This is a genomic window from Streptomyces sp. SolWspMP-5a-2 (assembly GCF_900091845.1).
GTDB lineage: Bacteria > Actinomycetota > Actinomycetes > Streptomycetales > Streptomycetaceae > Streptomyces > Streptomyces doudnae.
Window position 1 is genome coordinate 1 of the sequence record NZ_FMCI01000241.1, and the last position, 21,389, is coordinate 21,389.

At 73.1% G+C, this 21,389-nt stretch carries 18 protein-coding genes and 1 tRNA gene; 11 read left to right on the forward strand and 8 right to left on the reverse strand.

Annotated elements, in window-relative coordinates:
* The 3 genes from GA0115242_RS23565 to GA0115242_RS23575 all read left to right on the forward strand — a co-directional run.
* The coding region (locus GA0115242_RS23565) for a (2Fe-2S)-binding protein (protein WP_237549265.1) at positions 1 to 835 on the forward strand (835 nt) is incomplete at its 5' end.
* Entirely contained in the window at positions 832 to 3,147 is a 2,316-nt protein-coding gene (locus GA0115242_RS23570; RefSeq protein WP_093831655.1) for a xanthine dehydrogenase family protein molybdopterin-binding subunit, read from the forward strand. The genes GA0115242_RS23565 and GA0115242_RS23570, both read left to right, overlap by 4 nt.
* A gap of 648 nt (positions 3,148 to 3,795) precedes the next feature.
* The gene (locus tag GA0115242_RS23575) at positions 3,796 to 4,962 is read left to right on the forward strand and encodes an SUKH-4 family immunity protein (protein WP_093831657.1); all 1,167 of its coding nucleotides are present in this window, start codon (positions 3,796 to 3,798) and stop codon (positions 4,960 to 4,962) included.
* Positions 4,963 to 5,119: 157 nt separating this feature from the next.
* Here GA0115242_RS23575 and GA0115242_RS23580 read toward each other — a convergent pair.
* Positions 5,120 to 5,191, reverse strand: a tRNA-Cys gene (locus GA0115242_RS23580).
* A 178-nt stretch (positions 5,192 to 5,369) separates the two neighbouring features.
* On the opposite strand from GA0115242_RS23580, the gene GA0115242_RS23585 reads away from it, so the two are divergent.
* The 4 genes from GA0115242_RS23585 (at position 5,370) to GA0115242_RS23600 (ending at position 10,999) form a co-directional block, all read left to right on the forward strand.
* Positions 5,370 to 6,833, forward strand: a complete 1,464-nt coding sequence (locus tag GA0115242_RS23585; protein ID WP_093831659.1) for an MFS transporter — start codon at positions 5,370 to 5,372, stop codon at positions 6,831 to 6,833.
* 286 nt (positions 6,834 to 7,119) lie between these two features.
* Positions 7,120 to 8,916: a DEAD/DEAH box helicase gene (locus tag GA0115242_RS23590; RefSeq protein ID WP_093831661.1), complete on the forward strand. Its 1,797-nt coding sequence runs from the start codon at positions 7,120 to 7,122 to the stop codon at positions 8,914 to 8,916.
* Between the two features lie 568 nt (positions 8,917 to 9,484).
* Positions 9,485 to 10,126, forward strand: coding sequence for an IclR family transcriptional regulator (locus GA0115242_RS23595; protein ID WP_093831663.1), 642 nt, complete (start codon positions 9,485 to 9,487; stop codon positions 10,124 to 10,126).
* Between the two features lie 81 nt (positions 10,127 to 10,207).
* Positions 10,208 to 10,999: a S16 family serine protease gene (locus GA0115242_RS23600; protein WP_093831665.1), complete on the forward strand. Its 792-nt coding sequence runs from the start codon at positions 10,208 to 10,210 to the stop codon at positions 10,997 to 10,999.
* Positions 11,000 to 11,036: 37 nt separating this feature from the next.
* Here the strand turns inward: GA0115242_RS23600 and GA0115242_RS23605 are convergent, their stop codons facing one another.
* The 5 genes from GA0115242_RS23605 to GA0115242_RS23625 are packed head-to-tail and all read right to left on the reverse strand — an operon-like array spanning position 11,037 to position 15,250.
* Positions 11,037 to 12,017, reverse strand: a complete 981-nt coding sequence (locus GA0115242_RS23605) for a glycine betaine ABC transporter substrate-binding protein (RefSeq protein ID WP_093831667.1) — start codon at positions 12,015 to 12,017, stop codon at positions 11,037 to 11,039.
* Positions 12,014 to 12,868: an ABC transporter permease gene (locus GA0115242_RS23610; protein ID WP_093831669.1), complete on the reverse strand. Its 855-nt coding sequence runs from the start codon at positions 12,866 to 12,868 to the stop codon at positions 12,014 to 12,016. The genes GA0115242_RS23605 and GA0115242_RS23610 overlap by 4 nt, the downstream gene beginning before the upstream one ends.
* Positions 12,865 to 14,106: a betaine/proline/choline family ABC transporter ATP-binding protein gene (locus tag GA0115242_RS23615; RefSeq protein ID WP_093831671.1), complete on the reverse strand. Its 1,242-nt coding sequence runs from the start codon at positions 14,104 to 14,106 to the stop codon at positions 12,865 to 12,867. The genes GA0115242_RS23610 and GA0115242_RS23615 overlap by 4 nt, the downstream gene beginning before the upstream one ends.
* Entirely contained in the window at positions 14,099 to 14,746 is a 648-nt protein-coding gene (locus tag GA0115242_RS23620) for an ABC transporter permease (protein WP_093831673.1), read from the reverse strand. Before GA0115242_RS23620 ends, GA0115242_RS23615 begins: the two co-directional genes overlap by 8 nt.
* A gap of 24 nt (positions 14,747 to 14,770) precedes the next feature.
* Positions 14,771 to 15,250: an Lrp/AsnC family transcriptional regulator gene (locus GA0115242_RS23625; protein WP_093831675.1), complete on the reverse strand. Its 480-nt coding sequence runs from the start codon at positions 15,248 to 15,250 to the stop codon at positions 14,771 to 14,773.
* A gap of 123 nt (positions 15,251 to 15,373) precedes the next feature.
* Between GA0115242_RS23625 and hppD the strand changes: the two genes are divergently transcribed.
* Complete coding sequence (hppD, locus tag GA0115242_RS23630) at positions 15,374 to 16,522, forward strand: 4-hydroxyphenylpyruvate dioxygenase (protein WP_093831677.1); 1,149 nt, start codon at positions 15,374 to 15,376, stop codon at positions 16,520 to 16,522.
* 115 nt (positions 16,523 to 16,637) lie between these two features.
* Positions 16,638 to 17,498: a phage baseplate protein gene (locus tag GA0115242_RS23635; protein WP_093831679.1), complete on the forward strand. Its 861-nt coding sequence runs from the start codon at positions 16,638 to 16,640 to the stop codon at positions 17,496 to 17,498.
* 18 nt (positions 17,499 to 17,516) lie between these two features.
* On the opposite strand, the gene GA0115242_RS23640 is transcribed toward GA0115242_RS23635, so the two are convergent.
* Entirely contained in the window at positions 17,517 to 19,019 is a 1,503-nt protein-coding gene (locus tag GA0115242_RS23640; protein WP_107461467.1) for a tetratricopeptide repeat protein, read from the reverse strand.
* Between the two features lie 91 nt (positions 19,020 to 19,110).
* Between GA0115242_RS23640 and GA0115242_RS23645 the strand changes: the two genes are divergently transcribed.
* On the forward strand, positions 19,111 to 20,517 hold the full coding sequence (locus GA0115242_RS23645; RefSeq protein ID WP_093831681.1) for an FAD-binding oxidoreductase: 1,407 nt from the start codon (positions 19,111 to 19,113) through the stop codon (positions 20,515 to 20,517).
* A gap of 19 nt (positions 20,518 to 20,536) precedes the next feature.
* Here GA0115242_RS23645 and GA0115242_RS23650 read toward each other — a convergent pair whose 3' ends face one another.
* On the reverse strand, positions 20,537 to 20,950 hold the full coding sequence (locus tag GA0115242_RS23650) for an SsgA family sporulation/cell division regulator (RefSeq protein ID WP_093831683.1): 414 nt from the start codon (positions 20,948 to 20,950) through the stop codon (positions 20,537 to 20,539).
* A gap of 249 nt (positions 20,951 to 21,199) precedes the next feature.
* On the opposite strand from GA0115242_RS23650, the gene GA0115242_RS23655 reads away from it, so the two are divergent.
* Positions 21,200 to 21,389, forward strand: a 190-nt coding sequence (locus GA0115242_RS23655) for a DUF2510 domain-containing protein (protein WP_141721730.1), incomplete at its 3' end; no start/stop codon positions are given.

The window sequence follows — 21,389 nt, forward strand, 5'->3', positions numbered from 1 at the left end:
CGCCGAACCCGCCCCGGCCGCCGCTGAGGAGCCGCGGGAGGCCGCGGTGGCCGAGGAGCCCGGCGAGGCGCCCGAGGCCCGCCAGGAGCCCGCTGAGGCCGCTGACGGGGCCACCGAGCCGGACGCGTCGCCCTCCCCGGACGCCGACGACCCCGCCGCCACCGCCGACCCCGGGACCGCCGCCGCCGACGAACCGCCGCCACCCCCCGGCGAGGAACACCCCCTCGCCTCCTACGTGCTGCGCGTCAACGGCGTCGAACGGCCCGTCACCGACGCCTGGATCGGCGAGTCCCTGCTCTACGTGCTGCGCGAGCGGCTCGGCCTGGCCGGTGCCAAGGACGGCTGCTCGCAGGGCGAGTGCGGGGCGTGCAACGTCCAGGTCGACGGCAGGCTCGTCGCCTCCTGCCTGGTCCCCGCCGTCACCGCGGCCGGGTCCGAGGTGCGCACCGTCGAAGGGCTCGCCGAGGACGGCCGCCCCTCCGACGTGCAGCGCGCCCTCGCCCGCTGCGGCGCCGTGCAGTGCGGCTTCTGCGTGCCCGGCATGGCGATGACCGTGCACGACCTCCTGGAGGGCAACCCCGCCCCCACCGAACTGGAGACCCGGCAGGCCCTCTGCGGCAACCTGTGCCGCTGCTCCGGCTACCGGGGCGTCCTGAACGCCGTCAACGAGGTCGTCGCCGAGCGCGAGGCGCACTCCGCCGAGCCGGCCGAGCACGACGGCGACGAACCCCGTATCCCCCACCAGGCGGGACCCGGCTCCGGCGGGGTCAACCCGTCGGCGTTCGACCCCTCGACGCATGACCAGGCGTACGGACAGGACGGAGGCCAGGCGTGACCAACGAAGCCGCCACCGCGACCACCGCCGCGGAGGCAGCACCGGCCCCCGAGCCGATCCCGCACGGCCTCGGCGTCTCCCTCCCGGCCGCCGACGCGCGCGCGAAGACCGAGGGCACCTTCCCGTACGCGGCCGACCTGTGGGCCGAGGGCCTGCTGTGGGCCGCCGTCCTGCGCTCCCCGCACGCGCACGCGCGCGTCGTCTCCATCGACACCACCCACGCGCGCGACATGCCCGGCGTCCGCGCCGTCATCACCCACGAGGACGTCCCCGGCACCGCGCGCCACGGCCGCGGCACCGCCGACCGCCCGGTCTTCGCCTCCGAGGTGGTCCGCCACCACGGCGAGCCCATCGCCGCCGTCGCCGCCGACCACCCCGACACCGCGCGGATGGCCGCCGCCGCCGTCATCGTCGAGTACGAGGTGCTCGACCCGGTCACCGACCCCGAACAGGCCTTCGAGGCCGAGCCGCTGCACCCCGACGGCAACCTGATCCGGCACATCCCGCTGCGCCACGGCGACCCGGACGCGGCGGGCGAGGTCGTCGTCGAGGGCCTCTACCGCATCGGCCGCCAGGACCCCGCCCCCATCGGCGCCGAGGCCGGACTCGCCGTGCCCCGCCCCGACGGCGGCGTCGAGCTGTACCTGGCCTCCACCGACCCGCACACCGACCGCGACACCGCCGCCGCCTGCTTCGGCCTGGAGACGGAACGCGTCAAGATCGTCGTCACCGGGGTGCCCGGCTCCACCGCCGACCGCGAGGACCAGGGCTTCCAGCTCCCGCTCGGCCTGCTCGCCCTGAAGACCGGCTGCCCGGTCAAACTCACCGCCACGCGCGAGGAGTCGTTCCTCGGGCACGTCCACCGCCACCCCACCCTGCTGCGCTACCGCCACCACGCCGACGCCGACGGCAGGCTGGTCAAGGTCGAGGCGCAGATCCTGCTCGACGCGGGCGCCTACGCGGACACCTCGGGGGAGGCGCTGGCCGCCGCCGTCGGCTTCGCCTGCGGCCCCTACGTCGTCCCGAACGCGTTCATCGAGGGCTGGGCGGTGCGCACCAACAACCCGCCCTCGGGGCACGTGCGCGGTGAGGGCGCCATGCAGGTGTGCGCCGCCTACGAGGCGCAGATGGACAAGCTCGCCAAGCGGCTCGGCGTCGACCCGGCCGACCTGCGCCTGCGCAACGCGCTCGCCACCGGCGACGTCCTGCCCACCGGGCAGACCGTGACCTGCCCCGCGCCGGTCGCCGAACTCCTCCAGGCGGTGCGCGAGTTCCCGCTGCCGCCGCTGCCCAAGGACACCCCCGAGGACGAGTGGCTGCTGCCCGGCGGACCCGAGGGCGCGGGCGAACCGGGCGCCGTGCGCCGGGGCGTCGGCTACGGCCTCGGCATGGTGCACATGCTCGGCGCCGAGGGCGCCGACGAGGTCTCCACGGCGACCGTCAAGGTCCACGACGGGGTCGCCACCGTGCTCTGCGCGGCCGTCGAGACCGGGCAGGGGTTCACCACGCTGGCCCGGCAGATCGTCCAGGAGACCCTGGGCATCGACGAGGTGCACGTGGCGCCCGTCGACACCGACCAGCCGCCGGCGGGCCCCGGCAGCCGGGGCCGGCACACCTGGGTCTCGGGCGGGGCGGTGGAGCGGGCGGCGAAGATGGTCCGCACCCAGCTCCTGCAGCCGCTCGCGCACAAGTTCGGCATGTCCACGGAGCTGCTCCAGATCACCGACGGCAAGATCACCTCGTACGACGGCGTGCTCTCCACGACCGTCGCCGAGGCCATGGACGGCAAGGAACTGTGGGCCACCGCCCAGTGCCGCCCGCACCCGACCGAGCCGCTGGACGGCGCGGGCCAGGGCGACGCGTTCGTCGGCATGGCGTTCTGCGCGATCCGCGCGGTCGTCGACGTCGACATCGAGCTGGGCTCCGTGCGGGTGGTGGAACTGGCGCTCGCCCAGGACGTCGGCCGGGTGCTCAACCCGGCGCAGCTCGTGGCCAGGATCGAGGGCGCGGTCACCCAGGGCGTGGGCATCGCGCTCACCGAGAACCTGCGCACCGCGCGCGGACTCGTCCGCCACCCCGACCTGACCGGGTACTGCCTGCCGACGGCCCTGGACACCCCCGACATCCGGATCGTGAAGCTGGTCGAGGAGCGGGACGTGGTCGCGCCGTTCGGCGCGAAGGCGGTCAGCGCGGTGCCGGTGGTGACGTCCCCCGCGGCGATCGCGTCGGCGGTCCGCTCGGCGACCGGCCGCCCGGTCAACCGCCTTCCGATCCGCCCCCAGGCGGCGGTGGTGACGACCCAGCAGCAGTGACGGGGCTCGCGCGCGCTGCGGCGCGGGCTCACCGGGCGGGCGCCCGGGGCGGGTTCGCCGGGCAGGGCTCCGTGGCGGGGTCGCTCGGGGGCGGGTCCCCCCCCGGGGGTGTTCGCTCGGTGAGGGCGCCGGGGCGGCTCCGGCGGCGTGATGTCCGCGGCCGGGAAGGGAACGTTTCGGGCCGGGCCGACGTCTTCTGAGAGGGACGTCGTCCCGGGAACCGGCGGACGAGCGCGGGCGACCGGTGGCCGGCGCCCCGGCGATAGCGGATCACGCACATGACGGGCCGATGGCTGATCGCAGATCGCCGGTCGCTCGTGGCCGACCGCCGACCGCCGACCGACGTCGGGGAGCTGTGACCGGCGACTGGCGACCGACGATCGACGACGGGACCCTGCCGATCGCCCACCGGCTACGGCGACCGGCCGTGGCAATCGGCGGCCGGCAGGCGGGACCGCCGCGAGGACAGGCACCAGGCACCGGCTTCTCCCCTCGCCCGGGAGGTCGGGGCAGGTCAGCGCGGGGGCAAGGGCATTGTCAGTGGCGGGGCGTAGGGTTCTGGACGGTGGGAGACGGCGGACGGTCCCGCCCGTCCACCGACGCCCCGCGAGGGGACAGAGCGCGGGAAGACTCCGGGGGAACGGAAAGATGAGCACGACGGACATCGCCGTACCGGCGATCACTCTGACCGAGGACCAACTCGATCCCTACATCACCCACGCGGCGACCAGGGGCTGGCTGACCGGCCCCGGACTGCCGGGCGCGAACGGCCTGTTCACCTTCGACGACCTGCGCGGCACCGGCCTGCGCACGGTGGCCGACACCACCGGCGGCGCCGACGCGGCCGGTCTCTCGGCCGAACTGCGGGACCAGCTCGTCATAGGCGCCCTGCGCGCGCCGGGCGCGGTCGACACCGAGTCGATCATCCTGGACGGTGCCACGGGCGCGATCGCGACGACGTTCTTCCTGCCCGACCGCCCCGACCTGATGGACCCGGCCCCGCTGGCGCCGTCGCTGCGCACGCTGGTCTCGTTCGCCACCGCGGCGGACGAACTGGCGGGACTGCGGGGCCGGTTCGCCTCCTTCGCGGGCAGGCACGGGCAGAAGGCGGCCGTGGAGGCGTCCCGTCAACTGCTCGCGCTGTTCGAGGAGGACGCGGAGGGCGAGCTGTCCCCGTTCTGGAAGATGACGGCGCTGATCCGCCCGCTGTCCCTGGTGCCCGCGCCGGGCGCGGCGTCGGGCCTCGCGCTCGAACTGCCGGGCCGTCTGCTGGACAAGGAGTTCGGGCAGGGCGCGGTGTGGCGCTTCGAGGAGCTCGACTTCCCGCCGACGCTCACCCACGAGCCGACCCGCCGGTTCCTGCGGGAGACGGGGCTGCCGGAGGACGGGCTGCTCTTCCACCTGGACACGGACGTCCCGCTGCCGACGCTCCCCGAGCACTACGCCGACGAGGACGGCGCCGCGCTGCCCGCGCACGCGGAACGGCTGATCCGCCTCGGCCACCTGGTCGAGGAGAACAGCCTGGTGATCGACGGCCTGACGGGCGCGATCCTGAACTGGAGCGAGCACGACGGGACGCTGACGCCCCTGAACACGGACGTCTCCACGCTCGCCTTCACGCTCTGGCTCCTGCACCGGGAGCGGGCGATAGACGAGGACCTGTCCAACGAACTGTCGACGGACGCGTACGACCAGTTGGCGACGACGATGCTCCAGACGCTGGCGGCGATAGACCCGACGGCGGTCTCCCTCCCCCCGACGGACTGGCACTACTGGACAGAGGCGTTCCAGGACGAGGCGGGCGGGGTGCTCTGAGCGGGGGCTGATCCGGGGGCGACAGCGGGACGCCGATCACGGGGACGCCGTCCCGGAGCGGGCCGGGGTGCCGCCCGCGCGATCGGGGCAGTGCCCGCACGCCGAGGGGCGGCACCCTCGGTGGGTGCCGCCCCTTCTGCCTGGGCGGGCCAGTCAGAGGCCGTGGCGGGAATTGAACCCACGTACCTCGCTTTGCAGGCGAGTCCCTAAGCCACTCGGGCACACGGCCGTGTTCGTGGGGACGACGTTACGGAGGGGCTCGGGGCGGGGGCAAGGGTGTCGGGTGCCGTGCAACGGGACTGCCATACCGCGTTCATGAAAGGCCCCGGGGCGTACGACCATCGGCCGATCACATGACCGTCTCCCGACAGGGGTGAAAGTACGGTTCGGCGCTTACTCTGGCGGCCATGGGAGTCGTTGAGTCGCAGGACAGCGTGGTCGCGAGCGGGGAAGCCGGAACCGACGAGGAAGGGGTGCTCGGGCGGACGTACCGGGCCCTCAGCATCGGGATCGTCTCCGTCGTGCTGCTGATCGCCTTCGAGGCCACGGCCGTGGGGACCGCCATGCCGGTAGCGGCCCGGGAGCTGGACGGGGTCTCCCTCTACGCCTTCGCCTTCTCCTCCTACTTCACCACCAGCCTCTTCGGCATGGTCCTCGCCGGGCAGTGGGCCGACCGCAGGGGGCCGCTCGGGCCGCTGGCCGGGGGCATCGGGGCGTTCGCGGCCGGGCTCGTGGTGTCCGGGACCGCCCAGGCCATGTGGCTGTTCATCCTCGGCCGGGCCGTGCAGGGGCTGGGCGGGGGGCTCGTCATCGTCGCCCTGTACGTCGTCGTCGGACGGGCCTACCCGGAGCGGCTGCGGCCCTCGATCATGGCCGCGTTCGCCGCCGCCTGGGTCGTGCCGTCCGTCGTCGGACCGCTCGCCTCCGGAGCCGTCACCGAACACCTCGGCTGGCGCTGGGTCTTCCTCGGGATACCCGTGCTGGTGCTGCTGCCCATGGGGCTCGCCCTGCCGCGGATGCGCAGGCTCGCCGCGTCCCCCGACCCCGCGGCCCCCGCCGACAGCGCCCTCGACCGGCGTCGGATCCGGCTCGCCCTCGGCATCTCCCTGGGCGCCGGGCTCCTCCAGTACGGGGCCCAGGACCTGCGCTGGATCTCCGTCCTGCCCGCCGTCGCCGGTGCCGCGCTGCTCGTGCCCGCCGTGCTGGGGCTGCTCCCGCGCGGCACCTACCGGGCGGCGCGCGGACTGCCGTCGGTCGTGCTGCTGCGCGGTGTCGCCGCCGGGTCGTTCATCGCGGCGGAGTCCTTCGTGCCGCTGATGCTCGTCACCCAGCGGGGGCTCTCCCCGACGCTCGCCGGGTTCTCCCTCGCCGCGGGCGGCGCCACCTGGGCGCTCGGCTCCTGGGTGCAGGCACGCGCCCGCATGCAGCCCCACCGGGTGCGGCTGATGACCGGCGGCATGGTGCTGGTGGCCGCCGCGGTCGCCACCGCGCCGACCGTCCTGTTCCCGGCCGTCCCGGTCTGGATCGTCGCCGTCGCCTGGGCGTTCGGCTGCCTCGGCATGGGGCTGGTCATCGCCTCCAGCAGCGTCATGATGCTGCGGCTCTCCGCCCCCGAGCAGGCCGGGGCCAACTCCGCCGCGCTCCAGATCTCCGACGGCCTCTCCAACGTCGTCCTGCTCGCGGCGGGCGGCGCGGCCTTCGCGGCCCTCGGCGGCGGCACGGTCGCCCACACGGCCACCACCGCGACCGGCACCGGCTCCCACCCGGCCGCCTTCGCCGCCGTCTTCCTGCCGATGGCCGTCGTCGCCCTGGCCGGTGCCTGGGTCGCCACCCGGGTGACCGAACCGGCGCGCGCCGGATCGGACGCCTAGGTCCGGCAAGGCTCCCCAGCGGCCGGGAGGGCGCCCGCTCGTGCCGCGCACGCCCGCGCGCAGGGGTGGTGCGCCTCGGAATTTGAGGCGTCGGACTCTCCGGGGCGTCCGCGCGTGAACCCGGTGGGGCGGTTGTGACGTGAGTCCCAACCGGGCGCCTCCCTGGCTTGTCCGCGCGTGGGCCGGGGCGGGGCGCCGGTAGGGTGGCCCGGTTGTCATACGTAGACGTGCGTGAGCCGGCCGGACGCCGGGTCGCGGACCGCCCGACCCCCTTGCTACGGAGACCGTGACTACCACCGCCGCTTCCTCCCACTCCCACCACCTCTCCCCGGCCTTCCCCGGCCGCGCGCCGTGGGGCACCGCAAGCAAGCTGCGCGCCTGGCAGCAGGGCGCGATGGAGAAGTACGTCCAGGAGCAGCCGCGTGACTTCCTCGCGGTGGCGACGCCGGGCGCCGGGAAGACGACCTTCGCCCTCACCCTCGCGTCCTGGCTGCTGCACCACCACGTCGTGCAGCAGGTGACCGTGGTCGCGCCGACCGAGCACCTGAAGAAACAGTGGGCCGAGGCCGCCGCGCGCATAGGGATCAAGCTCGACCCCGAGTACAGCGCGGGCCCGCTCGGCAAGGACTACGACGGGATCGCCGTCACCTACGCGGGTGTCGGCGTGCGGCCCATGCTGCACCGCAACCGCAGCGAGCAGCGCAAGACCCTGGTGATCCTCGACGAGATCCACCACGCCGGTGACTCCAAGTCCTGGGGCGAGGCGTGCCTGGAGGCCTTCGAACCGGCCACCCGGCGGCTCGCGCTCACCGGTACGCCGTTCCGCTCGGACACCAACCCGATCCCGTTCGTGACGTACGAGGAGGACAACGCCGGTATCCGGCGGTCCGCCGCCGACTACACGTACGGGTACGGGTCCGCGCTCTCGGACGGCGTCGTGCGTCCCGTCATCTTCCTCTCCTACAGCGGCAACATGCGCTGGCGCACCAAGGCCGGTGACGAGATCGCCGCCCGGCTCGGCGAGCCGATGACCAAGGACGCCGTCAGCCAGGCCTGGCGCACCGCCCTCGACGCGCGCGGCGAGTGGATGCCGAGCGTGCTGCGCGCCGCCGACCAGCGGCTGACCGAGGTCAGGAAGGGCATCCCGGACGCCGGGGCGCTCGTCATCGCGACCGACCAGGACTCCGCGCGCGCCTACGCCAAGCTGATCCGTGAGATCACCGGCACCAAGGCCACCGTCGTCCTGTCCGACGACACCGGGGCCTCGCAGCGCATCGACGACTTCAGCAGCTCCACGGACCGCTGGATGGTCGCCGTCCGCATGGTGTCCGAGGGCGTCGACGTGCCGCGGCTGGCCGTCGGGGTCTACGCGACGACGATCTCCACGCCCCTCTTCTTCGCCCAGGCCGTCGGCCGGTTCGTGCGCTCCAGGCGGCGCGGCGAGACCGCGTCGGTCTTCCTGCCGACCGTGCCCGATCTGCTCACCTTCGCCAACGAGATGGAGGTCGAGCGCGACCACGCCCTCGACAAGCCCAAGAAGGAGGGCGAGGAGGACCCGTACGCCGAGTCCGAGAAGGAGATGGAGGAGGCGAACAAGGAGCAGGACGAGGACACCGGCGAGCAGGAGCAGTTCTCGTTCGAGGCGCTGGAGTCCGAGGCCGTCTTCGACCGGGTCCTCTACGACGGCGCCGAGTTCGGTATGCAGGCGCACCCGGGCAGTGAGGAGGAGCAGGACTACCTCGGGATTCCCGGGCTGCTCGAGCCGGACCAGGTGCAGATGCTGCTCCAGAAGCGGCAGGCGCGGCAGATCGCGCACAGCCGCAAGAAGCCGGACGACGAGGCCGATCTTCTCGAACTGCCCGCCGAGCGGCGGCCCGTGGTCTCCCACAAGGAGATGATGGAGCTGCGCAAGCAGTTGAACACGATGGTCAGCGCGTATGTCCATCAGAGCGGGAAGCCGCACGGGGTGATCCATACCGAGTTGCGGCGGGTGTGTGGGGGGCCGCCGAGTGCGGAGGCGACCGCGGGGCAGTTGCGGCAGCGGGTGGCCAAGGTGCAGGAGTGGGCCACGCGTATGCGGTAGCCCTCCGGGCGGGGCGGTTTGTCGCCGGGGGTTTTCGCGGGCCTTGTTTTGTGTGCCGGGGTTGGGGCCGGGGTTGGGGCCGGGGGCTTGCGGTGTGGTGGTCGGGTGCGGGTGGTGGGGGTTGCTCGCGCAGTTCCCCGCGCCCCTTTGGTGCGCCTGTCCTTGCCGGGGGTCAGGGGCTTGCGCTGTTCCCCGTGCCCCTTCGGGGCGTCTGTTCTTAGCGGGGACTGGAGGTTCTCGCGCCGTTCCCCCTGCCCCTTCAGGGCGCTTTCCTGGGCCCGGGGATTCGAGGTAGGGGCATATGGGGGTGAATCGGGGTGGGTCGGGGTGGGGGGTGACCGGATTCTGGACGGAGGCTTCCGGTGAGCGAACCCCCTTCGCTACTGTCCCGCTACGCACACGCCCCGTGGCAGCGCCGCCGCGGAGCGCAGCCGTGAAGCGACGCGGCCCCGCCACCAGGCCGGGCCGCCGGCCGATCGGCGGCCTCTGACGCGCGTCGCCGACGGGACTCGGCGGCGCATCCGACGCGACGGGGGACGCCGACCTCACCCTTGGAGGAGTGGGCGTCGTGACCGCGGAGACCTCGCAGACGCTCGACCGGGGACTGCGCGTCCTCAAGCTGCTGGCCGACACCGACCACGGACTGACCGTCACCGAGCTGTCGCAGCGACTCGGAGTCAACCGGACGGTGGTGTACCGGCTGCTCGCCACGCTGGAGCAGCACACCCTGGTGCGCCGTGATCTCGGGGGCCGGGCCCGGGTGGGGCTCGGTGTGCTGCGCCTCGGACGGCAGGTGCATCCACTGGTCAGGGAGGCCGCGCTGCCCGCCCTGCGCTCGCTGGCCGAGGACATCGGGGCGACCGCGCACCTCACCCTGGTCGACGGCTCCGACGCGCTCGCCGTGGCCGTCGTCGAGCCGACCTGGACCGACTACCACGTGGCGTACCGGGCCGGGTTCCGGCATCCGCTGGACCGGGGAGCGGCGGGCCGGGCCATCCTCTCCGCGCGGTCCCAGCCGCCCGGCGACCCCGGCTACACCCTCACCCACGGTGAGCTGGAGGCCGGGGCGAGCGGCGCCGCGGCTCCCCTGCTCGGGGTGACCGGGGTGGAGGGCAGCGTCGGGGTCGTGATGCTCGCCGACGCGGTGCCCGAGCGGGTCGGTCCCCGGGTGATGGACGCGGCCCGCGAGGTGGCCGAGGCGCTGCGCTGAGCCCGGCCGGGGGGCGTGCGGGCCGGGAGCGGCCACGCCCCGTCCACCGGTGCGTGAACACCGTCGCGTTAGATTGATCCCGTGCTCTCTCGTCTCACGCGCCCCTGGGCCCTCGCCGTCTGCGCCCTGCCCGTCGCGGCGCTGCTCGCCACCGCGGTCTTCGCGCCGCTGCCGTTCTCGCTGGCGCAGCCCGGCATCACGGCGGACGTGCTGGGCCGCAACAAGGGCACCGAGGTCATCACGATCTCGGGCGCGAAGACCCGGGCGACGACCGGGCAGCTGCGGATGACGACGATCGAGGCGACCAACCCGGACACCCGGATCTCGCTGGGCCAGGTCGTCGACGCGTGGTTCGCGACCGACCGGGCGGTGATGCCGCGGGACGCGGTGTACCCGAGCGGCGACAGCGTCAAGGAGATCGAGCAGCACAACACCGCGCAGATGAAGGAGTCCCAGGACGCGGCGACCCGGGCCGCCCTCGACTATCTGCGTCTGTCGGACGACGACGTCCGGGTCACCCTGCGGCTGGCCGACGTCGGCGGCCCCAGCGCCGGGCTCATGTTCACCCTCGGCATCATCGACAAGCTGAACGGCGACGGCGCCGACGGCGATCTCACCGGCGGCCGGACCATCGCGGGCACCGGCACGATCGGCGACGACGGGACGGTCGGCGCGGTCGGCGGGGTGCCGCTGAAGACGATGGCGGCCCGCCGGGACGGCGCCACGGTGTTCCTGGTGCCCAGGGCGGAGTGCTCCGACGCCAGGTCCGAGCTGCCCGAGGGGCTGCGGCTGATCCCGGTCACCACCCTCAAGAGCGCGGTCGGCGCGCTCACCGCGCTCTCCACCGGCAAGGGCGCCGTCCCGTCCTGCTAGGCGGCGACCGACCGACCGGGTCGCGACGCCTCCCGGCTCAGCCCTCCTTCACCAGCCCCTCCTGCTTCATCCAGGTCAGGGCGACGTCGTGCGGGTCCTGGCCGTCCACGTCGACCTTGGCGTTGAGGGTCTGCGCCACCGTGTTGTCGAGCTTGCGGGTGACCGGGGCGAGGACCTCCGCGATCGCCGGATGCTCCTTCAGGGCCTTGGAGTTGATCTCGGGTGCCGCGTTGTAGTTGGGGAAGAACTTCTTGTCGTCGGCCATCACCACCAGGTGCATCGACTTGATGCGCCCGTCGGTGGTGAACACCTCGCCGTAGGTGCAACTGCCCTTCGCTGCCTGGGTGTAGATGATCCCGGTGTCCATCTGGGTGATGTTCTTCGCGGGCAGGCTCATCCCGTACGCCTTCTCCATGCCGGGCAGTCCGTCCGCGCGGTTGGCGAACTCGCTCTCCACGCAGAGGGTCACCGCGCCGGGGTCCTTCCTGGCCAGCGCGGCCACCTCGGAGAGGTCGCCGGTGCCGTACTTCTTGTGGTTGGCCTCGTTCATGGCGAGCGCGTAGGTGTTGTTCAGGGCGGAGGGCGCCAGCCAGGTCAGGCCGTTCCTCAGGTCGGCCGCCCGGACCGCCCGCCACTGCGCGTCGGGGTCGGGGATCGGCTTGCTGTTGCCCTGGTAGGTGATCCAGGCGGTGCCGGTGTACTCGTACATGCCGGTCGCCTCGCCGCTCTTGACGGCCTCGCGGGCGCCGATGGAGCCCTGGATGCCGGTGCGGTCCAGGACGTCGGCGCCGGCCGCCTCGAAGGCGATGCCCATGATCGCGCCGAGGATGAGCTGCTCGGTGAACTCCTTGGAGGTGACGGTGAGATGGGCGCCCTTCAGGGGCAGGCCCCGCCCGACGGTGCCGGGCTTCACGTCGTCGACCATGGGGGAGCCGCTGGTCAGTCCGCAGCCGGAGGCGGCCGCCAGGGTTCCCCCGAGCACCGTCAGGGCCAGCGCGATGCGCGCCGCCGCCCTCATGTCCGCACCTCGAGTCCGCGCGGGCGCAGCAGGAGTTCGGCCAGCGAGGCGAGCCAGTCGACGAGCAGGGCGAGCGAGATGGTGAGGACCGAGCCGAGGACCAGGACGGGCATCCGCTGGTTGGTGATGCCGGTGGTGATCAGCACGCCGAGTCCGCCGCCGCCGCCGAAGGTGGCGAGCGTGGCGGTGCCGACGTTGAGGACCAGCGCGGTGCGCACCCCGGCGAGGATCAGCGGGACGGCCAGCGGGAGTTCGACCCGGCCGAGCACGCCGAGCGGTGACATCCCGATGCCGCGGGCGGCCTCCAGGAGGGTGGGGTCGTTGGCGCGCAGTCCGGCGATGGTGTTGGAGAGGACCGGCAGCACCGCGTAGACGATGATGCCGATCAGGGCCGCCTTCATGCCGGTGCCGAGCCAGATCACCAGCAGCGCCAGCAGGCCGATCGCGGGGGTCGCCTGGCCCATGTTGGCCAGCGCCGTCGCGAACGGGGTGGCCTTGCGGAACATCCGCCGGGTCAGCAGGATGCCCAGCGGGATCGCGATGATCAGCACGAAGAACGTGGAGATCACGACGAGTTGGATCTGCTGGAGCAGCGCCTTGGAGACCTGTCCGTGGGAGAGGGCGTTCCTGGAGATCGCGTCGAGGTGCGCCTGCTGGAACCAGAGCCAGGTCGCCAGCAGCAGCGCCGCGAGGAAGGCGGGCAGGATCGTCAGCCGCTGCCAGGTGATCCGGCGCGGTGGCCGGGCGGGGGCCGGCGGCGGGGCCTCCGGTTCCGCCTCGCCCTCGTCGCGGAAGGCGAGTCCCTTGACGTCGTGCTCCCCGGCCGGGCGCCGGGGCTCGGATCCGCTCATCGGGCCGCCTCCTCCTCGCCGCCCTCCTGCTCGGCGTGGGTGCGCTCGGTGCGGGCCTCCTCCAGTTCGTGCTGGTGCTCCATGGCCTCCAGCCGGTCGGCGTCGAGGAGTTCGTGCACGGAGTTCATGAGGGTCTCCATGTCGACGACGCCGGTGTACTCGCCGCGCCGTCCGGTCACCGCGACCCGGCCCGCGTTGTCGGTGAGCACGGCCTCCAGGGCGTCGCGCAGGGTGGCGTCCCTGGTCACCGTGTCGTGGACGAGGGTTCCGGCGCGGGCCAGGGAGCCGCGGGCGCGCATCAGGTCGCCGCGCCGCAGCCACTTGTAGGGGCGGCCGCGCCGGTCGAGGAGCAGGATCTCGTTGGTGCCGCTCTCCCGCAGCCGGTCGAAGATGGACTGGAGCGGGTCGTCGACGGTGACGGTCGGGTAGTCGGTGATCTCGACGTCCCGCACCCGGGTGAGGTTGAGCCGTTTCAGGGCCGCGCCCGCTCCGACGAACCCGGAGACGAAGTCGTCCGCCGGGTTGGTGAGGATCGCCTCCGGGGTGTCGAACTGGGCGATGTGGGAGTGCTCGCGCAGGACGGCGATCCGGTCGCCGAGTTTGATCGCCTCGTCGAAGTCGTGGGTGACGAAGACGATCGTCTTGTGCAACTCGTGCTGGAGCCTGATCAGTTCGTCCTGGAGGTGGTCGCGGGTGATCGGGTCGACGGCGCCGAACGGCTCGTCCATCAGCAGGACCGGCGGGTCGGCGGCGAGCGCCCTGGCGACGCCCACCCGCTGCTGCTGGCCGCCGGAGAGCTGGCGCGGGTAGCGGCCCCTGAACTCGCCCGGTTCGAGGCCGACCAGGTCGAGGAGTTCCTCCACCCGGGCCCTGATCCGGGACGAGGACCAGCCGATCATCCTCGGCACCAGGCCGATGTTCTGGGCGACGGTCATGTGCGGGAAGAGACCGGCCGACTGGATGGCGTACCCGACCTTGCGGCGCAGCTTGACCGGGTCGATGTCGGTGACGTCCTCGCCGCCGATCCTGATCCGGCCGCCGGTCGGCTCGATCAGCCGGTTGATCATCTTGAGGGTGGTCGACTTCCCGCACCCGGAGGGGCCGACGAAGATGACGATCTCGCCCGCCTTGATCTCCATGTTGACGTTGTCGACGGCGGGTGCCGAACTGCCCGGGTAGCGCTTGGTCAGGTTCTCCAGCTCGATGGTCGCGCCGGTGGTGGAAGTCTCGTCAGGCACGGATCCCCCTGGAGATGGTCAGCCGTCCCAGCAGGACGTAAGCGGCGTCGAACAGCAGGGCCAGGACGATGATCCCGAGGGTTCCGGCGAGCACCTGGTTGAGCGCGTTCCTGCTGCCCAGCGAGGCGATGCCGCGGAAGATCTCGTTGCCGAGCCCGGGTCCCGAGGCGTAGGCGGCGATCGCGGCGATGCCCATCAGCATCTGGGTGGAGACCCGGATGCCGGTCAGGATCGGCGGCCACGCCAGCGGCAGTTCGACCCGCAGCAGCCGCATCGTCCGGGACATCCCGATGCCGCGGGCCGCGTCCACCAGGGCCGGGTCGACGCCCCGCAGTCCGACGATCGCGTTGCGCACGATGGGCAGCAGCCCGTACAGGGTCAGCGAGATCACCGTGGGCGGCACGCCCAGGCCGACGACCGGGATCAGCAGACCGATCATGGCGAGCGAGGGCACGGTCAGGATCGTCGAGGTGGCCGTGGTGGCGAGGTTGCCCGCCCACCCGCTGCGGTAGGTGACGACCCCGATCAGCACCCCGATCAGGGTCGCCACCACCATGCACTGGAAGACGGCGCTGGCGTGTTGGTACGCGTCCGTGAGCAGTTGCTGGTGCTGCGTGCCGAGGTAGTCCCAGAAGTCCACGCGTCCACCCCCGGCTCCGGTCGGCTATGTCCTGTCGGCGTCCTCGGCCGCCTGCTCCACCAGCGGGATGATCCGCAGCGGAACGGGGTTCTCCATCACGATCGCGGTGGCGGCCCGGACGATCCCATCAAAACCGACAACCCGGTCGATGACCCGCTGGAGATCGGCGTTGGAGCGGGCCACCAGGCGGCACAGCATGTCCCCGCTGCCGGTGGTGGTGTGCAGTTCGAGGACCTCCGGCACGCCCGCCAAGTGGGCCCGCACGTCCGGGCCTTGGCCCTGGCGGATCTCCAGGGTGGCGAACGCGGTGACCGGGTAGCCGAGGGCCGCCGGGTCGACCTGCGGACCGAACCCCCGGATGACTCCGTTCGACTGAAGCCGGTCGAGTCGCGCCTGCGCGGTGCCGCGCGCCACCCCCAGCCGCCGGGACATCTCCAGCACCCCGATCCGGGGCTCCCGCGCGAGGAGCACGAGGATGCGCCCGTCCAGCCGATCGATCGTCACTGCGCCCTCCGATGATGGTCATCCTGTACAGAAATACCGCCCGTACCCCCATTCTGCTCAACAGAATGTCCAGCAAAAACGCGAACTATTGCGCACCTTGCGAACCGGCCACACGCTTTCGCTATGACGCAGACCACACAGCACACTCCCGAGACGACCGCCCGGCAGGCCGACCCCTTCCCGGTCAAGGGAATGGACGCGGTCGTCTTCGCCGTCGGCAACGCCAAGCAGGCGGCGCACTACTACTCCACCGCCTTCGGCATGCGGCTGGTCGCGTACTCCGGACCGGAGAACGGCAGCCGCGAGACCGCCAGCTACGTCCTGGAGAGCGGCTCCGCCCGCTTCGTCCTCACCTCCGTCATCAGGCCCGCCACCCCCTGGGGCGAGTTCCTGGCCCGGCACGTCGCCGAGCACGGCGACGGCGTCGTCGACCTCGCCCTCGAGGTGCCCGACGCCCGCCGCGCCTTCGCGCACGCCGTCGAGCGCGGCGCCCGCCCGCTGGTGGAGCCGCACGAGGTGAAGGACGAGCACGGCACCGTCGTCCTCGCCGCGATCGCCACCTACGGCGAGACCCGCCACACGCTGGTCGAGCGCACCGGCTACAGCGGGCCCTACCTGCCCGGCTACACCGCCGCGAGCCCGATCGCCGCGCCCCCCGCCCGGCGCACCTTCCAGGCCATCGACCACTGTGTGGGCAACGTCGAACTCGGCCGGATGAACGAGTGGGTCGCCTTCTACAACAACGTCATGGGCTTCACGAACATGAAGGAGTTCGTGGGCGACGACATCGCCACCGAGTACAGCGCCCTGATGTCGAAGGTCGTCGCGGACGGCACGCTCAAGGTCAAGTTCCCGATCAACGAGCCCGCCGTCGCCAAGAAGAAGTCCCAGATCGACGAGTACCTGGAGTTCTACGGCGGCGCGGGCGTCCAGCACATCGCGCTCAACACCAACGACATCGTCGAGACCGTCCGCACCATGCGCGACGCCGGTGTCCAGTTCCTCGACACCCCGGACTCCTACTACGACACCCTCGGCGAGTGGGTCGGCGACACCCGGGTGCCGGTGGACACCCTGCGCGAGCTGAAGATCCTCGCCGACCGCGACGAGGACGGCTACCTGCTGCAGATCTTCACCAAGCCGGTCCAGGACCGGCCGACCGTGTTCTTCGAACTCATCGAGCGGCACGGGTCGCTGGGCTTCGGCAAGGGCAACTTCAAGGCCCTCTTCGAGGCGATCGAGCGCGAGCAGGAGCGCCGCGGAAACCTGTGAAACACCTGTGGTTCGCGAGGTTTCACCGGCAAACCACGCGCATCACGCGCCACTTGACGCTCTGATGGTCGTACGGGCACCGCCCGGGTGCCCGCACGACCGCCGGGAGCAGACCGTGGCCGACCCCATCGACCTCGCCGTGCCGGCCGAGCGCTGGCTGTGGCGCAAGGACACCCTGCTGGAACCGACGGTGCTCCAGTCGTTCGCCTTCGACGAGGTGCACCGGCACCTGTACGCCCTGCAGATCACCCGCACCGGCCACGCGGCCGGCGACCTCTGCCTGAACCGACTCGACTACCAGGGCAAGCGCCTGGGCGCGATGTACCTGCGCGGCTTCGGGCACGGCGTCAGCATCGGGGTGCAGAACGAACCCGACGGCACCGTGTGGATCTGGACCGAGGCCGACGCCCGCAACGGCTACGGCCAGGGCGTCACCCGCTTCCACTTCGCCGCGGGCGCCGTCCGCACCGGCGCCGACGTCGCCATCCGGCACCCGATCGCCGCCTCGGCCAACAACCAGCCCACCGTCTGCATGGCCTCCCGCCGGATCGCCGTGCGCTACCGCGCCTCCGGGGTGCCCCGCTACCGGATCTGGGACCTGGACGCCTTCGTCGCCCGCGACTACTCCGACCCCGTCGCCGACTTCCCGCAGACCGGCGCCCACCCGGACGCCGCCGCCCCCTTCCAGGGGTACGCGCTGCACGGCGACGCCCTCTACCAGATCGCGGGCTCCGCCTACGACGCCCGCACCAACCCGCCCGCGGGACACGGCGACACCTACCTCTCCCGGCTCGACGTGCGCACCGGCGCCCTGGCCCAGCGCAGCCGCACCGAGGCCGGGTACTCCCTGACCTTCCGCGAACCCGAGGGCGTGGCCGTCCGCCGCCTGCCCGTCCCCTGGCTCTGCCTCGGCCTCGCCTCCGAGGGGGAGGGCGCCCGCCGCTTCTCCGTCTACGTCAAGAAGGGCACCGCCTGACCGGCCCGCGCCCGCGCGTCAGGACCCCGGCGTCACCGGACGGGCGGTCGAGGCCCCCGTCGGCACCGGCTCGTCCGGGACGTCGCCCAGGGCGGCCAGCGCCTGCCGGGCCAGCGGCGCCCGCAGCGGCGAGAAGTACGGGTTCACCCGCAGCGCCTCCTGGAGGTGGCGGCGAGCCGGACCGTACCGCTCCAACTCCCTCTCGATCATGCCCCGGTGGTACACGAACAGCGCGCTGCGCACCCCGCCCCCGTGCGCCTTGTCGGTCGCCGCGGTGGCGAACCGCAGCGCCTCCCGGTCGTCGCCGGTGCGGTGCAGCGCCCAGCCGAGCGCGTCCGCCACCTCGATGCCCGGCTGGCGCCGCCACTCGTCGCGCAACCGGCGCAGCGCCTCGGCCGGATCGCCGTGGTCCGACTCGAACACCCCGAGCACCAGCTCCTCGTCCACCCCGCCCGCCGCCGCGGCCCGCACCCGGTTGCGCAGCAGGTCGTACTCCACCTTCGCGGCCCGCGCGAGCCCCAACGACTCGTACAGCTCGCCCAGTTCGAGCGCGTAGCGGGGGTTCGGCTGCCCGGCGAGCGCCACCCGGTAGGCGTTCAGCGCCTCCGTCGTCCGGCCGAGCGCCGCCAGCACCCGGCCCTGTCCGGCCTGCGCGGCCCGCTGGTCGGAGTCGAGGCGCACCGCCTCGTCGAAGTGGGCGAGGGCCTCCTCGCGCTCCCCGCGCTCCCACGAGAGCTGCCCGGCCCGCTCCAGCCACGCCGCCTGCTCGGCCGGGGTGGAGGCACCGGCCGCCGCGTCCGCCAGGGAGGCCGCCGCGTCCTCCCGCCAGCCCCGGTCCCGGTAGACCGCGCCGATCCGGGCGAGACCGGCGGGCCCGGACCGCAGCTCGGCCAGCTTGTCCAGGGTGCGGCCGGTCGCCTTGTGGTCACCGAGCCCGGTGTACGCGTCCAGCAGCAGCGGGTACGTCGTCCACCGCTTCGGGTCGGCCTTCAGGGCGGCCTCGCCCCACGTCCTGGCGGTCCTGAAGTCCCGGCGGGCGTTGGCCAGCGCCGCCAGCCCGCCCAGCGCGTCGGCGTTGCCCCGCGGCTTCGCCTTCAGGGAGGCGCGCAGCGCCCGTTCGGCGCGCGGGTAGTTCGCCGCGTCGGCCGTCCGCCGTCCCTGCTCGACGTACGCGGCCCCCAGGACCGCCCAGGAGTGCGCGTCCCCCGGCCTGGACCGCACCTCGGCCTCCCGCTGCCCGATCAGCACGGCGAGGTCGGGCAGCGCGGCGGGCACCCCGAGGGCGACGGCGGCCAGGGCCTGCGCGCCCGGCGCGGGCTCGGGCGGCTGCGGGGCGCCGTGCCGGGACGGCCACAGGACGATGCCGCAGCCGACGAGCAGGCTCACGGCGACCCCGGCGGCGATCCACCGGCCGCGCCGCCGTCTCCTGGGCGGTTCGCCGCCCGCCGCCAGGTTCCCCAGCGGCCCACCGGCCAGGCCACCCGGTCGGCCCAGCGCCCGTGCATCCCGCTCGATCTCCATGTCCTTCACTGTGCGTCAATACGACGAGCCGACCGCACACGCTGCGGTCGGTGCCGACGGGGTTCACACCGATGGCCCCGGGTGCGACGCTGTGATCATGAGCCGCATCGAAGCGCCCCGCGACGAAGACACCGGCAACCTCGTCGACCGCCTGCTCACCGGTCTGCCCGCCGGGAGCGTGCTCAGCGACCCGGACGTCACCGCCTCCTACGCCACCGACATGGCGAGCTTCTGCCCGGCCGGGGCGCCCGCCGTCGTCGTCCTGCCCCGGACCGTGGAGGAGGTGCAGCACGTCCTGCGCGTCGCCACCGAACTGCGCGTCCCCGTCGTCCCGCAGGGCGCCCGCACCGGGCTGTCGGGCGCCGCCAACGCCACCGACGGCTGCGTCGTGCTGTCCCTCGTCAGGATGGACCGCATCCTGGAGATCGACCCGGTCGACCGGATCGCCGTCGTCGAACCCGGCGTCGTCAACGCGACGCTCTCCCGCGCGGTCGCCGCCCACGGCCTCGCCTACCCGCCCGACCCCTCCAGCTGGGAGACGTGCACGATCGGCGGCAACATCGGCACCGCCTCCGGCGGCCTGTGCTGCGTCAAGTACGGCGTCACCGCCGAGTACGTCCTCGGCCTGGACGTCGTCCTCGCCGACGGCCGCCTGATGTCCACCGGCCGCCGCACCGCCAAGGGCGTCGCGGGCTACGACCTCACCCGCCTGTTCGTCGGCTCCGAGGGCTCCCTCGGCGTCGTCGTCCGCGCCGTCCTCGCCCTCAAGCCCGAGCCGCCCCGACAGCTCGTGCTGGCCGCCGAGTTCCCCTCCGCGCGGGCCGCCTGCGACGCCGTCTGCGCGATCATGGCCGGCGGCCACGTCCCCTCGCTCCTCGAACTGATGGACCGCACCACCGTCCGGGCCGTCAACGCCCTCACCGGCATGGGCCTCCCGGAGACCACCGAGGCCCTGCTGCTCGCCGCCTTCGACACCCACGACCCGGCCGCCGACCTCGCCGCCGTCGGCGCCCTGTGCGAGGCCGCGGGCGCCACCGAGGTGGTGCCCGCCGACGACCTGGCCGAGTCCGAACTGCTCCTCCAGGCCCGCAGGGCGGCCCTGCCCGCGCTGGAGGCGGTGAAGGGCACCACCATGATCGACGACGTGTGCGTGCCCCGCTCCCGGCTCGGCGACCTGATCGAGGGCATCGAGCGCATCGCCGGGAAGCACCGCCTCACCATCGGGGTCTGCGCGCACGCGGGCGACGGCAACACCCACCCCACCGTCTGCTTCGACGCCTCCGACCCCGACGAGTCCCGCCGGGCCCGCGCCTCCTTCGACGAGATCATGGCCCTCGGCCTGGAACTCGGCGGCACCATCACCGGCGAGCACGGCGTGGGCGTGCTGAAGAAGGAGTGGCTGGCGCGGGAGATCGGACCGGTCGGTCTGGAACTCCAGCGCCAGATCAAGCAGGTCTTCGACCCGCTCGGCATCCTCAACCCCGGCAAGCTGTTCTGACGGCCGCCCGGCGACACCGTCACCGGGCGAGCAGTTGGTCGAGCGCGTCGTCGATCCCCAGCTGCTCGCCCTCGGTCCCCGGCGGCACCACCCGCAGCGTCCGTTCGAGCCACGCCGACACCTGGGCCGAGGGCGCCTCCAGGAGCGCGTCCCCGTCCGGCGAGCTGAGCGCCATCAGGACGACGCTGCGCCCCTCCGACTTCGTCGGCCACACCCGCACGTCCCCGTGGCCGCACGGCCTGAACACCCCCTCCACCAGCAGCTCCCGGGAGAACGTCCAGCTCACCGGGTGCTCGGAGTTGATGTGGAAGGTGACGTGGACGGCGTACGGGTCGTCGGCCCGGTAGCCGAGGCGGGCCGGGACCGGAATGCTCCGCTCCGGCGACAGGATCAGCTTCAGCTCCAGTTCGCGTTCCACCACTTGGTACTGCATGAGGGGTGTCCTCTCTCTCCCGGTCTCTCACGCGTCGCGGGCCTCTCGTGGAGGCTCGTACGAAGGGGGAGAGCACGGTGGTCGGCGGGCATTACGCGGGTTCGGAGAGATTTTTTTCCACCCGTGTGTGATCGGTGCGCGTCGTTGCCCGGAAAGGGGTGGGTACGGCGGGACCGGCGGTGCCGGACGCACCGGTCTGATAGATGTGGAGCCCCCTTCAGACCCCCGAGCAGATACGGGACGACGGACATGAGCGCCCCCACCCCGGCCCCCGGTGACGACAGGCCCCGCGAGGGGTACTACCCGGACCCGTCCATTCCTGGATATGTCCGCTACTGGAACGGCGCGTCCTGGGTCCCCGGCACCAGCCGGCCGGCCCCCACCGACGGCGAGCCCCTGACCACGCCCCCGGGCTCCGGTCAGGCGTGGCCGCCGAACG